Origin of the sequence: Mesorhizobium sp. LSJC269B00, assembly GCF_000502815.1 — a bacterium.
In the GTDB taxonomy this organism is placed as follows: Bacteria; Pseudomonadota; Alphaproteobacteria; order Rhizobiales; family Rhizobiaceae; genus Mesorhizobium.
This window is the reverse complement of the sequence record NZ_AYVN01000001.1, coordinates 114,408-132,899: the sequence shown is the minus strand read 5'-3', so window position 1 is coordinate 132,899 and position 18,492 is coordinate 114,408. Positions and strand designations below refer to the sequence as shown.

Annotated in this window: 21 protein-coding genes, 1 tRNA gene and 1 pseudogene; 9 read left to right on the top strand and 14 right to left on the bottom strand. The window is 62.1% G+C overall.

The window, feature by feature from the left end; translation table 11 throughout:
• Positions 1 to 347: 347 nt before the first annotated feature.
• Entirely contained in the window at positions 348 to 530 is a 183-nt protein-coding gene (locus tag X771_RS1000000167835) for a hypothetical protein (RefSeq protein WP_156935953.1), read from the top strand.
• Positions 527 to 2,209: a recombinase family protein gene (locus X771_RS1000000166170; RefSeq protein WP_084566710.1), complete on the top strand. Its 1,683-nt coding sequence runs from the start codon at positions 527 to 529 to the stop codon at positions 2,207 to 2,209. The genes X771_RS1000000167835 and X771_RS1000000166170 overlap by 4 nt, the downstream gene beginning before the upstream one ends.
• On the opposite strand, the gene X771_RS163930 is transcribed toward X771_RS1000000166170, so the two are convergent.
• Positions 2,166 to 2,242: transfer RNA gene (locus tag X771_RS163930), tRNA-Met, on the bottom strand. The two genes, X771_RS1000000166170 and X771_RS163930, sit on opposite strands and share 44 nt — an antisense overlap.
• A gap of 236 nt (positions 2,243 to 2,478) precedes the next feature.
• Here X771_RS163930 and X771_RS163935 point away from each other — a divergent pair.
• Positions 2,479 to 3,438 carry a Gfo/Idh/MocA family oxidoreductase gene (locus tag X771_RS163935; protein ID WP_023669941.1) on the top strand — a complete coding sequence of 320 codons (960 nt, stop codon included), beginning with the start codon at positions 2,479 to 2,481 and terminating at the stop codon, positions 3,436 to 3,438.
• A 64-nt stretch (positions 3,439 to 3,502) separates the two neighbouring features.
• Here the strand turns inward: X771_RS163935 and mnmA are convergent, their stop codons facing one another.
• Positions 3,503 to 4,693: a tRNA 2-thiouridine(34) synthase MnmA gene (mnmA, locus tag X771_RS163940; protein WP_023669942.1), complete on the bottom strand. Its 1,191-nt coding sequence runs from the start codon at positions 4,691 to 4,693 to the stop codon at positions 3,503 to 3,505.
• A 257-nt stretch (positions 4,694 to 4,950) separates the two neighbouring features.
• Here mnmA and X771_RS163945 point away from each other — a divergent pair, with 257 nt between their 5' ends.
• Positions 4,951 to 5,226 (top strand): DUF1153 domain-containing protein, encoded by a 276-nt coding sequence (locus X771_RS163945; RefSeq protein ID WP_013529904.1) that lies wholly within the window; start codon positions 4,951 to 4,953, stop codon positions 5,224 to 5,226.
• Between the two features lie 64 nt (positions 5,227 to 5,290).
• On the opposite strand, the gene X771_RS1000000169015 is transcribed toward X771_RS163945, so the two are convergent.
• Positions 5,291 to 5,779 carry a zinc-binding dehydrogenase gene (locus X771_RS1000000169015; protein WP_245262500.1) on the bottom strand — a complete coding sequence of 163 codons (489 nt, stop codon included), beginning with the start codon at positions 5,777 to 5,779 and terminating at the stop codon, positions 5,291 to 5,293.
• A gap of 50 nt (positions 5,780 to 5,829) precedes the next feature.
• A complete protein-coding gene (locus X771_RS1000000169010; protein WP_245262499.1) occupies positions 5,830 to 6,219 on the bottom strand; it encodes an alcohol dehydrogenase catalytic domain-containing protein in 390 nt (129 codons plus the stop codon).
• Between the two features lie 93 nt (positions 6,220 to 6,312).
• On the opposite strand from X771_RS1000000169010, the gene X771_RS163950 reads away from it, so the two are divergent.
• On the top strand, positions 6,313 to 6,714 hold the full coding sequence (locus tag X771_RS163950; protein WP_023669944.1) for a helix-turn-helix domain-containing protein: 402 nt from the start codon (positions 6,313 to 6,315) through the stop codon (positions 6,712 to 6,714).
• Between the two features lie 108 nt (positions 6,715 to 6,822).
• On the opposite strand, the gene X771_RS163955 is transcribed toward X771_RS163950, so the two are convergent.
• On the bottom strand, positions 6,823 to 7,200 hold the full coding sequence (locus X771_RS163955) for a flagellar export protein FliJ (RefSeq protein WP_023669945.1): 378 nt from the start codon (positions 7,198 to 7,200) through the stop codon (positions 6,823 to 6,825).
• A 449-nt stretch (positions 7,201 to 7,649) separates the two neighbouring features.
• On the opposite strand from X771_RS163955, the gene ctrA reads away from it, so the two are divergent.
• The gene (gene ctrA / locus X771_RS163960; RefSeq protein ID WP_006203583.1) at positions 7,650 to 8,345 is read left to right on the top strand and encodes a cell cycle two-component system response regulator CtrA; all 696 of its coding nucleotides are present in this window, start codon (positions 7,650 to 7,652) and stop codon (positions 8,343 to 8,345) included.
• A gap of 85 nt (positions 8,346 to 8,430) precedes the next feature.
• Here ctrA and X771_RS163965 read toward each other — a convergent pair whose 3' ends face one another.
• Together X771_RS163965 and X771_RS163970 are read right to left on the bottom strand one after the other, a co-directional pair.
• Positions 8,431 to 8,799 (bottom strand): response regulator, encoded by a 369-nt coding sequence (locus X771_RS163965; RefSeq protein WP_023669946.1) that lies wholly within the window; start codon positions 8,797 to 8,799, stop codon positions 8,431 to 8,433.
• Positions 8,800 to 9,042: 243 nt separating this feature from the next.
• The gene (locus X771_RS163970) at positions 9,043 to 9,672 is read right to left on the bottom strand and encodes a histidine phosphotransferase family protein (protein ID WP_023669947.1); all 630 of its coding nucleotides are present in this window, start codon (positions 9,670 to 9,672) and stop codon (positions 9,043 to 9,045) included.
• 390 nt (positions 9,673 to 10,062) lie between these two features.
• Here X771_RS163970 and X771_RS163975 point away from each other — a divergent pair, with 390 nt between their 5' ends.
• Positions 10,063 to 10,599, top strand: a complete 537-nt coding sequence (locus X771_RS163975; RefSeq protein ID WP_245259859.1) for an EipA family protein — start codon at positions 10,063 to 10,065, stop codon at positions 10,597 to 10,599.
• Between the two features lie 148 nt (positions 10,600 to 10,747).
• The gene (locus X771_RS163980; protein WP_023686196.1) at positions 10,748 to 11,908 is read left to right on the top strand and encodes a hypothetical protein; all 1,161 of its coding nucleotides are present in this window, start codon (positions 10,748 to 10,750) and stop codon (positions 11,906 to 11,908) included.
• A 3-nt stretch (positions 11,909 to 11,911) separates the two neighbouring features.
• Here X771_RS163980 and X771_RS163985 read toward each other — a convergent pair whose 3' ends face one another.
• From X771_RS163985 to X771_RS164010, 6 genes are all read right to left on the bottom strand, one after another.
• On the bottom strand, positions 11,912 to 12,739 hold the full coding sequence (locus X771_RS163985) for an RNA methyltransferase (RefSeq protein ID WP_023686195.1): 828 nt from the start codon (positions 12,737 to 12,739) through the stop codon (positions 11,912 to 11,914).
• 71 nt (positions 12,740 to 12,810) lie between these two features.
• Positions 12,811 to 13,149, bottom strand: a complete 339-nt coding sequence (locus X771_RS163990; protein ID WP_023669951.1) for a metalloregulator ArsR/SmtB family transcription factor — start codon at positions 13,147 to 13,149, stop codon at positions 12,811 to 12,813.
• A gap of 153 nt (positions 13,150 to 13,302) precedes the next feature.
• Entirely contained in the window at positions 13,303 to 14,073 is a 771-nt protein-coding gene (locus X771_RS163995; protein ID WP_023686194.1) for a HugZ family protein, read from the bottom strand.
• A gap of 35 nt (positions 14,074 to 14,108) precedes the next feature.
• The gene (locus tag X771_RS164000; RefSeq protein ID WP_023686193.1) at positions 14,109 to 15,275 is read right to left on the bottom strand and encodes a CaiB/BaiF CoA-transferase family protein; all 1,167 of its coding nucleotides are present in this window, start codon (positions 15,273 to 15,275) and stop codon (positions 14,109 to 14,111) included.
• 6 nt (positions 15,276 to 15,281) lie between these two features.
• Positions 15,282 to 16,043, bottom strand: a complete 762-nt coding sequence (locus tag X771_RS164005; RefSeq protein WP_023686192.1) for a 3-hydroxyacyl-CoA dehydrogenase — start codon at positions 16,041 to 16,043, stop codon at positions 15,282 to 15,284.
• Positions 16,044 to 16,149: 106 nt separating this feature from the next.
• Positions 16,150 to 16,686, bottom strand: a complete 537-nt coding sequence (locus X771_RS164010) for an N-acetyltransferase (protein WP_023686191.1) — start codon at positions 16,684 to 16,686, stop codon at positions 16,150 to 16,152.
• A gap of 271 nt (positions 16,687 to 16,957) precedes the next feature.
• Here X771_RS164010 and X771_RS01000000164575 point away from each other — a divergent pair.
• Positions 16,958 to 17,930: pseudogene (locus tag X771_RS01000000164575) on the top strand (glutathione S-transferase family protein).
• Positions 17,931 to 17,946: 16 nt separating this feature from the next.
• Here the strand turns inward: X771_RS01000000164575 and X771_RS164015 are convergent.
• Entirely contained in the window at positions 17,947 to 18,441 is a 495-nt protein-coding gene (locus tag X771_RS164015; protein ID WP_023686190.1) for an NUDIX domain-containing protein, read from the bottom strand.
• Positions 18,442 to 18,492: the final 51 nt, after the last annotated feature.

Sequence of the window (18,492 nt, the reverse complement as noted above, 5' to 3'; positions counted from 1 at the left end):
GCTTCGATCCGCACCGCCAAGGAGGGATGGTCGAGCGAGTGTTTCCCGAAGAGACCTCGATAACGGCTACATCGCCGCAGGCACCGAGAAAGTGGCCCTGTCGTTGCCTATGGCGATGATGGGAGTGTTGCATGAAAAGGCTTCGAACGCATCCCAAGTTCCTGCCATAGGCTTCCCAGCAGCACGGGTGCAGCCCGTGCGATCTAGATTCGCCAGTTCGGCGACTATCCGATTTCCGCGCCGAAGGGTCCTAATTGCACGATCGAAGGGGTGTGCCCCTTTTATCGCCGGTCGTGTTAGTGATGCTCGGCTTCGTGAAGTCGGCACGACACAGACGCGATGGTGGATTGCTGCGCGAAACCGCCCCAGCGGTAACGCCGGAGGAGCTTCGCACAGCGATGCTTAAGTTTGTCGAAGCACTCGCCATCGCCGATGCTAGAGGCGATCATCTCAAATCCGTCGGCGCTTTGGCTGGCCGAAATGCTGCCATGGATGCAGATCGCTGCGAGAAGAAGGCTTCCGACACATGAGGCGGGCCGCTGTCTACGCACGCTTTTCGACCGAGCTGCAGAACGAAAAATCCACAGAAGACCAGATCGCGCTGTGCCGTGCTTACGCAGCGCGCAACGGTCTGGCTATCGTTGCAGTCTACGAGGACAAGGCGCGCTCCGGCTCATCTATATTGGGTCGCGACGCGCTGATGCGCCTGATGGAAGCTGCGGGCCAGAACGCGTTCGACATCGTCGTCGTCGAGGCGCTCGATCGCCTATCGCGCGACATGGCGGATCTCGCAGGTCTTCACAAACGTCTCTCTTTTCTCGACATTGAAATCCAGGCTGTTCATGACGGTATCGCCGATGCGGTGCTCATTGGTATTCGTGGACTCGTCGGTCAGATGCAGAGGGAGGATGGCGCAAAGAAAGTCCGTAGGGGTATGGCTGGAGTCGTCCGTGATGGACGTCATGCCGGAGGCCGGGCCTATGGCTATCGGCCGGTCTTGGGCCATCCTGGCGAACTCGAGATCGTCCAGGAGGAGGCAGACGTTATCCGGCGTATTTTTGCCGCCTATTCGGCCGGTCGCGCACCACGTGACCTAGCCGGTGACCTCAACCGGGATGGGATAGCGCCACCGCGGGGGATACGGTGGAACGGTTCCACGATCAACGGAAATGCACAGCGCGGCGTAGGTCTGCTCTTCAACGAGCTTTATGTCGGTCGGATCGTCTGGAACAAGGTCCGGATGGTGAAGAATCCCGATACAGGCAAGCGCGTCTCCAGGCCGAATCCAAAGGACCAATGGCAGACGAAAGAAGTTGCGCATTTGCGCATCATCGAAGACGAAATCTGGGAGAAGGCGCAAGCTCGCAAAGCAGCGCGGGTTAACGCAATCTCTCATATCACGCGTCGGCCGGCTCACCTGTTGTCCGGTCTGCTCCGCTGCGGCGTTTGCGGTTCGGGTTTGTCGGTTCACGACCGTGATAAGACAGGTAAGACTCGCGTCCGGTGCTCGGCAGTTCGTGAAAGCGGGAGCTGCTCCAACCGGCGCATCATCTATCTACCCGAGATCGAGAAGGCGGTCCTCGATGGCATGCGCGACCAACTGAAAGCCCCCGACCTCATCGAGGCATACATCCGCAGATACAACCAAGAGCGCCGAGAATTGTCCGCACAGGCGAATGCGATGCGCACAGCGCTGCAAGGCAAGCGCGATCGGATAGAAGGCGAACGGCAGCGCACGATCGATCTTGTGATCAGGAGCGTCATTGCTGAAGAGGATGCCAAGCAGCGTATTGCAGAACTCAAGACGCAGCTTTCCGAGGTAGAGGTACAGCTCTCCGGTCTCGATGAGCCGCTGTCACCCGTAGCTCTCCACCCTGCGACCTTGCAGCGTTACATCGAAACCGTCGACGGCCTTTCAAAGGCGTTGGCCGACCACGCAACTGCTGCTGACGACCGTGGCCCGCTGATCCAAAACCTTCGAGGACTTGTTCACAGCGTCACCGTGCACCCCAAGCGGGCACGTGAGGGCTTCGAAATCGAGGTCAAGGGCAAGCTTGCCGCCCTCATAGGCGGGGCCGCATTTCCCAATGGACGGTATACTGAAAAGCCCACCGGACAGGGCAGCCGCTTCAACGCTGCCGTTACGTACGATAGTGGGTTGGAAGTGGTAGCGGGAGAGGGACTTGAACCCCCGACCCCAGGATTATGATTCCCGTGCTCTAACCAACTGAGCTACCCCGCCAGGGCGGCGAAAGGCCCGAAATCCGCCTTAAATCGAAAGGCATTTCGAGGCGTTCGCCAAGGTCGCGCGGATATAAGGTTGGGAGGGCGAGCCTGTCAAGCATCGATGCGCGAGGGGCGCCGGCATATTGTCGCCGGTAAAAGCTTTGCCGGGCTGGCATCTCCGGTAAGCCACCGGGGTTGAGTTCGACGGGGCACGCCGCTATGTCTCGGCCAAGAAATTAGAGTTTGAAGCTGATGAAGCCGCGCATTGCAGTCCTCGGTTGCGGATACTGGGGCAGCAACCACATCCGCACCCTCAAGGCGCTCGGCGCGCTGCATGCGGTTTCCGATGCCAATCGGGCGCGGGCCGAAGGCTTTGCCAGCGAGCAGGACTGCCTGGCGATCGAGCCCGACCAGCTGTTCGTGCGTGATGATATCGACGCCATCGTCATGGCGCTGCCGCCGCAGTTCCATGCCGATCTTGCCGTGCGCGCCGCTGAGGCCGGCAAGGACGTGCTGGTGGAAAAGCCGATTGCGTTGACCGTGCCCGACGCCGAGCGCGCCGTGCAGGCGGCCAGGGACAATGGCCGCGTGTTCATGGTCGGCCATGTCTTGCGCTTCCATCCCGCCTTCGAGACGCTGAAGGCGCTGATCGACAATGGCGAGCTCGGCGAGGTCCGCTACATCCACTCGCACCGGCTCGGCCTCGGCAAATTCCACACCGAGAACGACGCACTGTGGGATCTGGCGCCGCACGATCTGTCGATGATCCTGGCCATCACCGGCACCGAGCCGATCGAGGTCAGGGGCGAGGGGGCGGCACTCCTCGACAATCTCAGCGATTTCGCGCATCTGCACATGCGTTTTCCCAACGGGCTGCGCAGCCATCTCTTCACCTCGCGGCTCAATCCCTATCGCGAGCGGCGGCTGACCGTGGTCGGCACCAAGGCAATGGCGGTGTTCGACGATGTCGAGCCATGGGAGCGCAAGCTGGCCGTCTACCGCCACGCGGTGTGGCAGGACAGCGGCCAGTGGGCCTTCACCACCAACGAGCCGTCCTATGTCGCGGTCGGCCAGGGCATGCCGCTGACGCGCGAGCTCGAGCACTTCATCCAGTGTATCGAGACGCGGGCCGAGCCGCGCACCAGCGGCGAGGAAGCCATCAGGGTGCTCCGCATCCTGACGGCGGGTACAGTCACGCACACAAAGTCCTGAGACCGTTTCGAAACTCTGCCCTTAAGGCAGATCGAAACTAAAACTGTCTCCGAGAGGGTAGTGTTTACTCTGCGGGAATCTGCGCCGGCCTGGCTGCGAGCCGGCTGAGCATGGCTTCGGCCTCGGCGCCGCGCTCGGAGCGCTCGATGAAGCCGCCGCCGAAGACGCGGGCTTCGTTGCCGTCGTCGGAATAGAGCACGCAGGCCTGTCCGGGCGCGATGCCGGACTCGCCGTCGACCAGTTCGACAAAGGTGCTGCCGGCGCGGTGATGCAGCACGGCCGGGCGCGGCGGCCGCGTCGAGCGGACCTTGGCGAACAGCTCCATGCCGGCGGCCGGAATGTCGGACAGCGCGCGATCGCCCAGCCAGTTCATGTTGCGCAGATAGATCTTGTGGGTCTCCAGCGCCTCGCGCGGGCCGACGATGACACGGGCCCGGTCGGCGTCGAGATGGACGACGTAAAGCGGCTCGCCCGAGGCGATGCCGATGCCGCGGCGCTGGCCGATCGTATAGCGCAGGATGCCGTCATGGCGACCGAGCACGCGGCCGTCGATATGGACGATGTCGCCTGGGTTGGCGGCAGCTGGCTTCAGCTTGGCGATGATGTCGGAATATTTGCCCTGGGGCACGAAGCAGATGTCCTGACTGTCCTGCTTGGCGGCAACGGTCAGCCGCATTTCTTCGGCGATGGCCCGCACCGCAGGCTTGGACAGCCCACCCAGCGGAAAGCGCAGATAGTCGATCTGCGCCTGCGTGGTGGCAAACAGGAAATAGCTCTGGTCGCGGTCGGCATCGACGGGCCGGAATAGCGCGCGGTGGGCGCCATTGGCCCCGGAGCGGATATAGTGGCCGGTGGCGAGCGCATCGGCGCCAAGGTCCTTGGCGGTGGCCAAAAGGTCGGCGAACTTCACCGTCTGATTGCAAGAGACGCACGGAATGGGCGTTTCGCCGGCGACGTAGCTTTCGGCAAACGGGTCGATGACCGCCTTACGGAAGCGCTCCTCATAGTCGAGCACGTAATGCGGAATGCCCAGTGTCTCGGAAACGCGGCGGGCATCGTCAATGTCCTGGCCGGCGCAGCACGACCCGGCCCGGTGCGTTGCGGCGCCATGGTCGTAGAGCTGCAGCGTGACGCCGACGACATCATAGCCTTCGCGCTTCAAAAGGCCGGCAACGACAGACGAATCCACACCGCCCGACATGGCGACGACGATGCGGGTGTTTTGCGGGCTGGCGGGAAGGTCGAGGCTGTTCATGGTTCTTTCGTTCTGCGCGGCGCTTCAATGGCAGTGGCGCGAATATAGGTCAACCACACCAGCGGCGCTAGCTTTGCGGCGGTGCCGATTTTGCGGGAAAATTGCGCGCCTGCCCGCCGTTGCCTCAAATGCCGATAAAAAGACTAACGCGGCGTTCATGATCCTTACCTACTCATTAGGGTTCGCTTAGGCAATTTTTAAAGCTGTGGCGGTAATGTGGTGGGGATTGGGTCTTTGAGTTTTTAGTAGAGAGTACGATGACCGATCTTGTTAGACCGCGAGTCAAATATGTTATTGGGCCTGACGGCAGCCCTCTTACGATTGCCGATCTTCCGCCGACGAATACACGTCGCTGGGTTATCCGGCGCAAGGCGGAAGTGGTTGCTGCGGTGCGCGGCGGGCTTTTGAGCCTCGACGAGGCATGCCAGCGCTACAAGCTGACCACCGAGGAATTCCTGTCCTGGCAAGCGTCGATCGACGAATACGGCCTTGCCGGGCTGCGCACGACGCGCATCCAGCAATACCGGCACTAGAGCCAGGACCACAACAGAAAAGGGCGCGGTAACCGCGCCCTTTTGCCTGTCGGTAATGCCTGCTTCAGACCGTCAGCACCACCTTGCCGATCGGCCTAGTGGCGAGAAAAGCGTGCGCGGCGCCCGCCTGTTCGAGCGGAAACGCCTTTGCCACATGGACCGCAAGCTTTCCCGCATCGACCAGTTTGCCAAGTTCGACGAGGCCTTCACGGTCGGGCACGACGGACATGCGCTCGACGCGGATCCCACGCGCAGCAGCCTTGGCTCGGGTGGTGTCGTGGACATTGAGCAGCGACACCAGGGCGCCACCGTCCTTCAGGACTGTCAGCGATTGGTCGGCATGGTCGCCGCCCATCGGCTCCAGCACCAGGTCGACGTCGCTGACCTCGGCGGTGAAATCTCGCTTGGTGTAGTCGACCACTTCATCGGCGCCGAGCGAGCGGACGAAATCGAGTTTCTTCGGGCTGGCGGTGGCGATGACATAAGCGCCGTGCGCCTTGGCGATCTGCACCGCCAGATGCCCGACGCCGCCGGCCGCGGCATGGATCAGCACGCGCTGGCCGCGCTTCAGGCCGCCATGGCGGACAAGGCCTTGCCAGGCGGTCAGCCGGCCAGCGGCAGCGCGCCTGCATGAAAGTGATCGATGCCTTGCGGCTTCGGTGCGATTTCATCAGCCGGGGTGACAGCGAGTTCCGCATAGGCTGCGGCCTGCTTGGGAAAATGCGGCATGCCGAACACGGCGTCACCGACCTTGAGGCCTCCATCGACGCCTGGGCCTACCGCCTCGACCGTGCCTGAAATATCCCAGCCCAAAGTGAAGGGCGGTTCGCCCAGCAAAGGATAGTAACCGGCGCGCACCGAGCCATCGACCGGATTGATGCCGGCGGCATGCACGCGCACGAGCACTTCGCCTGACTTGGGCAAGGGCGCAGGGCGATCGGCGATGACGAGGACGTCGGGTCCGCCGACGGAATTCTGGACAACGGCACGCATGGGTGAGGCTCCTGCTGGGGTTTCTGTGCCACTATCATTTGGATAGTAATATTCCCTTGTCCAGTATGTACCTTTTTCATATATAGGCACTTTATGGATAGTGATAATGATTGCGGCTCCGGCTATGACGCCTTCCAGCGGACGTGTCCTTCGCACGCCGTGCTCGAGATGCTGGCCAGCAAATGGGTCTATCTGACGGTTTGTGCGCTGCGCCGTGGCCGGATGCGCAACGGCGAACTGGCGCGCAAGCTCGAAGGCATCACGCCTAAAATGCTGACGCAGACGCTGCGCGTCCTCGAGCGCGACGGGCTTGTGCGGCGCGAAATCTTTCCGGTGATCCCGCCGCGGGTCGAATATGAATTGACCGAACTTGGCCAGAACCTGGCGGGGCTGCTCACCCAGATACGGTCCTGGTCGGAAGAGCATGTGCCTGACATCAAGCAAGCGCGGGCGAGGGCGGCGGCGAACCAGGACGGGGATTTGACACGGGCCTGAAGCTGCGGCCGCCTTGCGGCCAGGTCAGCAGCGCCGGAGCCTTTTGGCGCGCTACACGCAAAGCAAAGCGCGGCGTCAGGGGGCGCCGGTCGGGTTAAAACCCTGCCGTCAGCCGATCATGGCGCTGCGACCGCCGAGTTCCGCGTCGCGGATCTTGGTGTCGCGCGATTCCAGCATCTCGGCCTTGGAAAGCTCCGCTTCAGCTTCGCCGAGTAATGATTCGGCAGCGCTTCGCTGCTGGGCGAGGTCGCTTTGAGAGTTTCTGAGGTTATCACGGCGCAGACGCGCCGCCTTGGCGAAGGTCGGATAGGCAAAATGATTGATGTCGGTGATCCCGGCCTTCTTCTCCTCGGCGGTGATCTGAAGCTCCAGTTCAACGGCCATGCGCTCGAACTCGGCGATCATCATGTCGAGCTGCAGCAGCTGCCGCCGCTTCTCATTCACCTGAAATTGCTTCAGCCGAACGAGGTTTTCACGTGACTTCATGATTCGGTACTCCCGGAAACGCACACCTGCACATATCGTCCAATCCGCCCGCCAGGGCCTGGCGCCGCCCGTATCCACCGGCATTCCCCGAACTATGGGAAACAAATCCCTAAAGTTTTTTGCCGGCGGTAACCATTCGTTTACGCGCATTGTTAATCATAAGGGCGAGGACTTAAGGCCGGGTAAAAATTCCGGCTCCCGATGCGGAAGCCGGCCAGCGAGTCCCTTGAGTCACTTAGTCCGACTTATTAATGTGTAGCATTAGCGATTTGGTTCTGTGATTCATCATTAGATTCAAGAGGGTGTAGAAAGCGGTTAAAAAATCTGGTACCGTCCTTGGTGCGGAATTAGGTTTTGTTAACCATTCGATGGCAGCCTCTGTTCAGGCAATCACTGCTCCGGTCCCGGATGGGTCGTGACATGGTCCGGCGGCAGAAAAGGGGAATGAAATGCGCGTTCTGCTGATAGAAGACGACAGTGCAACCGCTCAGAGCATCGAGCTGATGCTCAAATCTGAAAGTTTTAATGTTTACACGACCGACCTCGGCGAAGAAGGTGTCGATCTCGGTAAACTTTATGATTACGATATCATTCTTCTCGACCTCAACCTTCCCGATATGTCCGGCTACGAAGTCTTGCGGACACTTCGCCTGTCCAAGGTGAAGACGCCGATCCTGATCCTGTCCGGCATGGCCGGTATAGAGGACAAGGTGCGCGGCCTGGGCTTCGGCGCCGACGACTATATGACCAAGCCGTTCCACAAGGACGAGCTGGTCGCCCGCATTCATGCCATCGTGCGCCGTTCCAAGGGCCATGCCCAGTCGGTCATCACCACCGGCGACCTAGTGGTCAATCTCGACGCCAAGACCGTCGAAGTCGGCGGCCAGCGCGTGCATCTGACCGGCAAGGAATACCAGATGCTGGAGTTGCTCTCGCTGCGCAAGGGCACCACGCTGACGAAGGAAATGTTCCTCAACCACCTTTATGGCGGCATGGACGAACCGGAACTGAAGATCATCGACGTCTTCATTTGCAAGCTGCGCAAGAAGCTCGACGCAGCATCCGGTGGCCAGAACTACATCGAGACGGTCTGGGGTCGCGGCTATGTGCTGCGCGAGCCGGAAGACATCCGCGTCAGCGCCTGAGCGAACACCATCCGATTGAACCAATGCAAAAAACCCGGCTCAGGCCGGGTTTTTTGCTGTCCTTTTTGGCCGAAAACGAGCCGAATCAGGCGGCAACCTTCAAGGTACGAAAACGTTCGAGCAGTTGCGGCCGGTTGAACGGCTTCAACAGATAACCCTGGGCGCCGGCGCGCTTTGCCTTCATGATCGAGGCAACGTCGACCTCGACCAGTGAGATCAGAATCTGTGGTTTGATCGTGCTCTCCATGGCGCGAACCTGGCGAATGACGTCGACCGCTTGCATGTCCGGCAGGGCGCCGTCGACGACAATCACATCAGGCATCTCGGCAGCGCACATCTCGACAGCATCAAGTCCAGTTGCCGCTTCGATCACCACCATGTCGGAGCCGCCAAGAATCCGTTTTGCAACTTTTCTGATGACGCTCGAATCGTCGACAAACATGCAGCGCTTCATTTCCGGGTCCTCTTTGCCATGGGGCGAACCGGCGGCATCCGGGTATCGGGATGCACACTAGGCCGATCTGGTAAAGAAGCAGAAAAGCCGTTAGGTAAAGTTTTTACAAACATGTCGTTTGCAGCCCCATTCTGCAGGGGCGTTGCCGGCAATGAAACTTGCCTGTTCTGAATTGCCGCAAATATCAGCGGGAAAAGATACTTGATTGTTCTTGATGCTCGGCGTCCTGCCGAACGGCTTCGCTCAAGCCGCGGACAGCACGATCTCTTCGGCGGTCGCGTGAATCGAGATCGTCATGTTGGCCTCACGCGCCAGCAGCAGCGTGTAGTAGGGCTGGACGGTATGGGCGTCGATAGGCTCCTCGGGCTTGTTGCCGGAATGGAGCTCGAGGAATTTCGGCGGCACGCGCAGCATCGGGCCGCTTGCGGCAAGCGCAAAGCGCGGCTCGGTGTCGAGGTTTTCCAGCGTGACCACCAATCTGCCACCGCGCGGGATGGCGGCATTGGCGACGAGCAGCAAATTGAGCAGCAGCTTGACCTTGTTCTTGGGCAGCAGGGCGCGAACCCCGTTCCAGATCAATTCCGGCTTCTCGTTCTTCAGGAAGGCGATGGCGACGGACTCGGCATCGCCGGTGTCGATCATCATGCCCGCCGAACCGGCGGCGCCGAAGGCGATGCGGGCGAATTGCAGGCGGGCCGAAGCGTTTCTGGCGCTCTGCCGGATCAGTTTCATGGCGTCTTCGTCGGCGCCGCCCTCGTCCAGGAGTTCAAGGCCGTTGTTGATGGCGCCGACCGGCGAAATGATGTCGTGGCAGACTCGGCTGCACAACAAGGCTGCGAGATCGGGTGCGGAGAGAGAGAAAAGCTCAGCCATCGGCGAAAAATCCCTGCTAAAATTCACATCCTGGTGGCCGCGCGGCCGACAGCCACGCTCACCACCCGAATCACGCTCTCTCCCCCCAGGCATTCTGAATACACAGCGCCCGAGCGTGCAGCAACAATCCACAATTCTTGTGAGAAAAACGGCACTTTGCACAGGATGGGCGCCCGCGCAGACCGTCAGAAACAGCCTTCGAACCGCCATGTTCATGTGGGAGGTTAATGGTTGAAAAAGGATTACGGCATAGTTTGCCCGTAACAGTCATCCTTAACGGCCGCCTAAAGAGCCGGACGGGGTGCGAGGCGTCGGCGAAAGTGCTCCCTGACGGAGATTGGAAGCATGGTTTCCCGATTCTACGACCGGACGTTTGTCCGCGTCTTCTTCATGGCGATTGCCCTCATGGGCGCTCTCGCTTTCTCAACCTCTGCGTCGCGGGCACAGGAATACACCGCTCAGGAGATCGTCGATTCCGGTCACAAGTTCTTCGGCGCGACGTCGGGCGGTCTCGCCACCGTCGTCGAGAAGATTTTTGCCTCCTACGGCCTGCCCAATGGCTATCTGCTCGGCGAAGAGGGATCCGGCGCGCTGATTGGCGGCCTGACCTATGGCGAAGGTACGCTCTACACCAAGAATGCCGGCGACCATAAGGTGTTCTGGCAAGGGCCTTCGCTCGGTTGGGATTTCGGCGGCGAGGGATCGCGGGTGATGATGCTCGTCTATAACCTCGACGACGTCAGCAATCTCTACAATCGGTTCGGCGGCGTTGCCGGTTCGGCCTATGTCGTGGCCGGCGTCGGCTTCAACGTGCTGCAGAACAACAGGGTGCTGCTGGTGCCGATCCGCACCGGCGTCGGCGCGCGGCTTGGCGTCAATCTCGGCTATCTGAAGCTGACGCAGAGGCCGACCTGGAATCCTTTCTGAGCGATTCCGACCACACTTCGACCCGATCAACAGATTCTGACCCGGTGCAGCTGCGGCAAACCCTTGCCGCAGCGCTGGATTTGCGTCATTGGCAAAGTCCAGACTTGGCGGTTGCCGGATAGCGGCCCGCCCGTAACGGGTAGTCACCTTGGTTCAGTCGATCCTGTTCTTCGCCCTCGGCTTTCTGTGCGCAGGCTTTCTGGCGCTGCTGGTCGCGCCGGCCATCTGGCGGCGGGCGGTCGCGCTGACACGCAAGCGTGTCGAGGCGTCGGTGCCGCGAACGCTGGCCGAGATCCAGGCCGACAAGGACAGCTTGCGGGCCGAGTTCGCCATGACGACGCGCCGGCTCGAAATCAGCATCAAGACGCTGCGTGAGCAGGCGAATGAGCAACTCGTCGAAATCAATCGCGGCCGCGAGGCGCTGAAGGGCCTGGCGGTCGAGCGCAAGGACAAGAAGCAGGCGCTTTCGGAGCTCGGGGAAAAAAACGAATTGCTGCTGCATCGCGAGCAGCAGATACAACAGCTGTCGGACAGGCTTGCACAAACAGAGCGCATGATGGAAAAGCGCGCGCTCGAGCTGGAAAAGCTCGAACATATGTACGACGACGCGTCCTTCTCCTCCAGCAATCGTCAGATCGAACTGGTGGCTCGCGAATCCGAGCTGGAAAAACTTGCCAACGACATTTCAGTGCTGCGCGGCCAGCGGAAGGAGGCCGACAAGCGCCATCAGGAAGTCGTCGCCGAAGGCAAGGCCACGCGCGATGCCTTGAAGGCCGAAAAGAAAAGAACCGCCGACCTCGACAGAAAGCTCGAGCGCCTGCTCGCCACGCTTGCCGATCGCGAGGACAAGCTCGATCGCCGCGAAAAGGAACTGGCCCGGCTTCGCGAGCGGGTGAAGGGCGAGGCTACAGGAGGCGCCGCGGCTGCTGGCCTGGTTGGTGCGCAAGACAGTGCCCGCGCCAGGAACGAGGACATGGACAAGACGCTCGCCAAGCTCGAAGGCGACCGAGAGCGGCTCGAAGCCAGGCTGACGACGCTGGCCCGCGAAAACAAGCGGATGAAGGCGGAGCTTGGCGGTTCTGGATCCGCGAAGCCCGGGAATGGCCCCGGCAATGGCAATGATGCCGGTTCTGCCTTGCGCGAACAGATGAACAATCTGGCGGCTGAGGTCGTCCATTTGACGGCCAAGCTCGAAGGACCTGATTCACCGATCGCCAAGGCGCTGGCGGCGCCGCAGGAAACGCGGTCGGGAACCACCAGCCTCGCCGATCGCGTGCGGGCGTTGCAGAAGGCAGATTTGCCGAGCTGAGTTTCAAGCCCCGGCTTGGAATTGCCTGACTACGCCTATCAGGGCGAAATGGTGCAGCGCAATGGCTGACGCGGCAGCAACATTCAGGCTGTCGAACCCTTCCGACATCGCGATCCGCACCGTCCGCAGGCGGGCAAGCAGGCTCTCCGGGAGGCCCTCGCCTTCGGTGCCGAGATAGAGGGCCAGTCGTTTCGGTCGCGCGGCATCGCGAATGTCAGCCTCACCACGCGGCGACAAAGCGACCTGGCCGAAGCCCAACTCGCCGAGCTTCGCGATGAAAGCTTCAGTGTCGCCGAAGGACGCAAAGGGCACCTTCAACGCGGCGCCGACGGAGACGCGGATCGCCTTGCGATACAGTGGGTCGCAACAGGTGGCGTCGACGAAGACGGCATCGGCGCCGAAGGCGGCGGCATTGCGGAAGATCGATCCGATATTGTCATGGTTGGCGATGCCGATGAGAACGACGATCAACGCTTCGGCAGGCAAGGTGTCGAGCAAGGCCTCGGCGGGCTGTGGCGTGCCCTTGCTGCCGATCGCCAATATACCGCGATGCATGTGGAAGCCGGCGATCCTGTCCATGACGGCGCTTGCCGCAACGTAGACCGGCAGGTCGGCAGGGGCCTTGCGCAGGATGTCGTCGAGCCCGGCCAGCCGGTTTTCGAGGACCAGGACCGACTCCGCAGCAAAGCGTCCGGCTGACAGCAGGACGTCCAGCACCACCTTGCCTTCGGCAACGAACCGGCCATGGCGGCCGGTGAGATCGCGCTCGCGGATGTCGAGATAGGCGGCGACCCGCGGATCGCGCGCGTCGTCGATCTGGATCGGATCCATCAATACCTCGGCCGGCGAAAAATCGTCAGCGAGGTAAGGAGCGATCGGAGCCGCAGGTCAAGCCCTGCAGGTCAAGTCCCGGCGCGGCGCAGACGCGTTGCCATTTGGGACAAGTCGCCTATCCCGAAAATGCCGTCCAGCATGCGCAACAGTTCGCGCACGGCTTCGGACTTGCAGGAATAGTAGATCATCTGCCGGTCGCGGCGGGTCTCGACAAGATCGAGCGCCCTGAGCTTGGCCAGATGTTGCGACAAAGCGGACTGGCTGAGCATCACCTTTTCGGCGATGGCGCCGACCGACATTTCACCGTCGGCCAGATAGCTCATGATCAAGAGCCGCTTTTCGTTGCCCATAAGGGTCAGAAATGTCGCCGCCGATTCGGCATTGGCGATTAGTTTGGTCGAGACCATCGATGCCCCATGTTTTCCTGCTCATCCAAACGCTATGGGGGCAAATAGCGTTGGCTGCTATAATTCAGCTATGGATCACGCTGCTGATTCAGCGTCGCCTGAATCGTAGATCATTTCGCCCAAATCTCAAGACGTGCTTTTGATTCATGACGATTATCCTTGCGTAGCTGGCGCACGACCGGCTTTGGCCATGTCGACCAGAACCGGCCGCAGGTCGCGCGCGGTCTTCAATGGCTGTGGAAAATAGACCCTGCAAACGGTGTCGCCCGATGCCAGGTCGATGCCATCGGCATCGAAGCCGGTCATGGTCCAACCATCACCTTCAACCCTGGCGAAATGATGGGCATAGACGGCGATGGCGTCGAGATGGTCGGCATTCATGTGGTCGAGAGCGGATTGTTCGCTGGCGGCCAGCTCGTCGACGATCAACCCCTCGGTGATGAGATCGGCACGGTCGAGCAGGTAGGCCTTACCGTAGCCGCCATTCAGGCTGGCGCGCTCCGGCTCGAGGCGAAAGATCGAGAAATCGCCGAGCCCGGCATAGAGCTTTGCCTTGGGATTGCGGTTGAGATAGCGCCGCTCGGCGCGGGCATGCGCGCTCGACCCGCGTTCCAGCGGCTGCGCCCGGCAGACCAGCGTTATCCTGGGATGCGCCAGCGGATCGCCCTTGCCGGGTTCGCCGACAAGCAGCGAGCAGCGCGGCTCGGCAAGGATGGCGCCGGTATGGGCTGACAGCGCCGAGACAAGGATCAGAGGCGTGCCATCGATGTCGGTGGCGACTCCGACCCTGGAGGCCAGCGGTGCGCCGGTCGAAGGCTCGATCACCGCGAGGGCGCCGAAACGGGCGCTGCGGATCAGCGTTGCGGCCAGCCTGATCGCCTCGGCGTCCGTCGCGCGAATGACGTCCTTCTTCGGCTGGTCCAAAATGCCCACCAGGTAAGTTGATTTTCTAAATCCAGTTATTGGCCAATCATGCCGGCTTTGACAAGCGCTTTGATCTCGGCTGTCGAAAAGCCGAAGCGCGCCAGCACAGTCTGGGGCAGCTGATCGTCATCTTCAGACATGCCGGCAAGCGCCGGCTGCGAGGCCGAGAAGCGTGGCGCGGGCGCGGGGCGCTCGAGCGCACCGGCCTTCACAAATGCGTGACGCGCCCGGTTGTGCGGATGATCCCTGGCTTCGGCCAGCGACAGAACCGGCGCCACGCAGGCATCGCTTGCGGCAAACAGCGCGTCCCAGTCGTCGCGTGTCTTCTGCCGGAACCGGTCGGCAATGGCCGCGCGCATGTCCGGCCACAACGCCTTGTCGTATTGGCCGCGGACAAAATCCTCGCCGAGCGGCAGCAGTCTTGCGAATGCGGCGAAGAAGCGCGGCTCAAGGCAGCCGACCGCAACGTGGCGTGCGTCCGCCGTCTCATAGGTGTCGTAGAAGGGCGCACCGGAATCGAGCAGGTTGGCGCCGCGCCGGTCGCTCCACAGACCTGCCGACATGAAGGCGTGTATGGGGGCCACCAGCATCGAAGCGCCCTCGACCATCGCCGCGTCGATCACCTGGCCTTTGCCGGAGCGCGAGCGCTCGAACAGCGCTGCAAGCACCCCGGCGATCAGCATCATGGCGCCGCCGCCATTGTCGGCGATCAGATTCAGCGGCGGCACCGGCCGGCCTTCCTCCCGGCCTATGGCATGCAACACACCGGAATAGGCGAGGTAGGTGATGTCGTGGCCGGCGCGACCTGCGAGCGGCCCGTCCTGGCCGAAGCCGGTCATGCGGCCGTAAATCAGCGCCGGATTGCGCGCCAATGCAGCATCCGGGCCGAGACCAAGCCGCTCCATCACACCGGGGCGAAAGCCTTCGACAAACAGATCGGCCTTTTCGGCAAGGCGCAGCAGCAGTTCCGTTCCTTTGGCCTGCTTGAGGTCGACGCGCAGGATGGAGCGGCCGTGACGGTCGAGATTGTACGCATCGGAGAGCGGCAGCAGGGGTTGGTCCGAACCGGTGCGCTCGATGCGCAGCACCTCGGCGCCCATCTCCGACAGCATCAGCCCGGCCAGAGGCACCGGGCCGAGCCCAGCCATCTCGATGACTTTCAGGCCGGCCAGCGGACCGGTCTTCACTGCGCCGGCCGCCATGGCCGTCTATTTCGGCGCCATGCGGATTGCCCCATCGAGGCGGATGGTTTCGCCGTTCAGCATCTGGTTTTCGACGATATGCAGGGCGAGCGCGGCATATTCGGACGGCTCGCCGAGGCGGGACGGGAAGGGCACGGCCGCGCCGAGCGAATCCTGCACCTCCTGCGGCATGCCGGCCATCATTGGCGTCTTGAAGATGCCGGGCGCGATGGTGCAGACGCGAATGCCGGAGCGCGCCAGGTCGCGGGCAACCGGCAGCGTCATGCCGACGACGCCGCCCTTGGATGCGGCATAGGCGGCCTGGCCGATCTGGCCATCATAAGCGGCCACCGACGCGGTGTTGACGATGACGCCGCGCTCGCCGCCCTGCAGCGGTTCGAGTTGGGCGGCACGGTCGGCGACGAGGCGGATCATGTTGAAGGTGCCGATCAAATTGATCTCGATCACCTTGCGGTACTGGTCGAGCGGATGTGGACCATCCTTGCCGATCGTCTTCACGCCGATGGCAATGCCCGCGCAATTGACCAGGATGCGCGCTGGCCCAAGTCTCTTTTCCACCTCGGCGACCGCGGCCGCACCGCTGTCGGCGCTGCTCACATCGCACTGGATGGCGGCGCCGCCAATGTCGCCCGCCACCTTCGATGCCCGGTCGATGCCGATATCGAAAATGGCGACGCGCGCGCCCTTGTCGGCCAGCGCGCGGGCGGTTGCCTCGCCGAGGCCGGAGCCGCCGCCGGTTACGATCGCAATCTGGCCGTTCGGGTTCATGCTGCATGCTCCGTGCTGTTCCGGGTCATGCTACGGAGGTCGCCGCCATGGTGCAACCTGACCAATGGGGATCCATCGCGACCGGTGCCGCGACCGATCCTGGAGCTCAGGCCATCACTGGTGCCTGCTCCGCGATCCTGGCAAGGCTGGCATGGCCGACCTCGCCGGAGAGCCGCGCCACGGCACCGGGCACGATCTCGTGCGACAGCAGCCGGTCGAGGTCGACCGGGCGCGGCATGGAGATCTGGCCGCGGGGGATCTTTCTGAAGCCGAGCGGGCCGTAATAAGGCTCGTCGCCGACAAGGATCACCGCCGGCGCGCCGGCCTTGGCGGCCGCCTCCAGCGCGATCGCCACGAGCCGGCGGCCGATACCGAGATTCTTGAAGGCGGGCCGCACGGCGAGCGGCCCGAGCATCAGCGCGCGTCCGGCGCCGGCGGCGATGCGGGTCATGCGCACCGAAGCAACGACGATGTCGCCATCCATGGCGACAAAGGATAGCGAGCGCTCGTGGCCGCCGGTCTCGCGAATCTTGTAGGCGGCCAGCACGAAACGGCCGGGGCCAAAGGCTTCGTCGTTGATGGCTTCGATTTCGGGATCATGCGCCGGAGTTTCCGGCAGGTATTTCACGTCGGCAAGGCTCATGGTCTTCGCGGTCCGATAAAGAGGAAAGGTTGCTGCAAGCGGCAGCGTTCGCCAGTCAGCGCTTTCTAAGCGCGGGCGCCCTTTCGTCGTCGGTCAAACCGGATCAAGCCAAGATCGAACATGCGGAGTGTCCGCTAGCATCAATTTCCGGCGGCTGCAATCGGCTGTTTTCATCCGGCGTTTCATACGAGTGACGCTCTGTTCAGCAGATGACGGCTTCGGCATTGCCGCCTTGCGACTACATTGGCCAAGGCACGCAAGGAGATTTCGTATGGGATTGCTGGTCGAAGGCAAATGGCAGGACCGTCCGGCCAATGTCGATAGCAGCGGCAGGTTCATCCGCACCGAGACGCAGTGGCGTGACTGGATCACGCGCGACGGCGCGCCGGCGCAAGGTCGTACGCGCGGCTTCAAGGCCGAGCCCGGACGCTACCATCTTTATGTCTCGCTCGCCTGTCCGTGGGCGCACCGCACGCTGATCTTTCGCGCGCTGAAGAAGCTAGAAGACATCATCCCGGTTTCAGTCGTGCATCATTTCCTCGGTGCTGAGGGCTGGACGTTTTTGGCCGAGGATGGCGCCACCGGCGACACGCTCTACGGCCTCGACTTCCTGCACCAAATCTACACCAAGGCCGATCCAGCCTATTCGGGCCGGGTTTCGGTGCCGGTGCTGTGGGACAAGAAGGAAGAGACCATCGTCTCCAACGAATCCGCCGAAATCATCCGCATGCTCAATTCGGCCTTCGACGAGTGGGGCGATGCCGCTCTCGATTCCTATCCGCCAGGCCTGCGCGGCGAGATCGACAAGGTCAATGCGCTGGTCTTTCCCGCCGTCAACCGCGCCGGCTTTGCCCACGCAAGCGGCCTATGAAGAGGCGTTCGGCGAGCTGTTCGCGGCGCTCGACACGCTGGAGGGCCGACTGTCAAAACAGCGCTATCTCACTGGCGAGCGTGTCACCGAGGCCGATTGGCGGCTGTTCACCACGCTGGTGCGTTTCGACCCGGTCTATGTCGGCCATTTCAAATGCAATCTGCGCCGCATCGCCGACTATCCGAACCTTTCGAACTATCTGCGCGACCTCTACCAGGTGCCCGGTATCGCCGGCACGGTGAACCTGCACCACATCAAAATGCACTATTACGGCAGCCACGAGAGCATCAACCCGACGCGCATCGTGCCGGTCGGGCCTGGGCTCGACTATGGCGCGCCGCACGACCGGGCGCGGTTCAGGCAGGCGGCGTGAGCATCGGATTGACAGCCTACCAGTACGGCGATACCGGCTCGCCTTCAAAAACCTCGGCAAGCCGCCGCAGCGTCGCCGGCGTCGTGCCATGCGGCAAGCGGTCGAGCGGAAAGAAGCCTGCTTCGGCGATCTCGTGGTCCGGCAGTTTCGGCGCGGTCTGGTTGAAGGTTTCGATGAGATAGAGGCCGACATGGTCGCGGCGGCTGGAGCGGCAGTTGAAATGCATCGACTTCAGCACCGGCGGGGCGGTGAGCGCGATATTGCCTTCCTCGGCCAGTTCCCGCGCCAGCGCTTCACCAAGCGTTTCGCCGACCTCGACGCCGCCGCCCGGCAATTGCCAGCCGGGAACATAGGTGTGGCGGATGAGGAAGACGGTGTTCGAGGCGCGATCGTGGATCAGGCCGCGCACGCCCAGCGTCATCGGCCGCCGCAGCAGGAAATAGAGATGGAACAGCCTTGCTCTGAGGCCTGCCCAGCCGGTCTGGCGAAACGCCTGCTCCGGGTCCGACATAGCCATGACTAGCGAAACCGTGGATGGGCAGGAAACAGTGAGTGGAAAGCG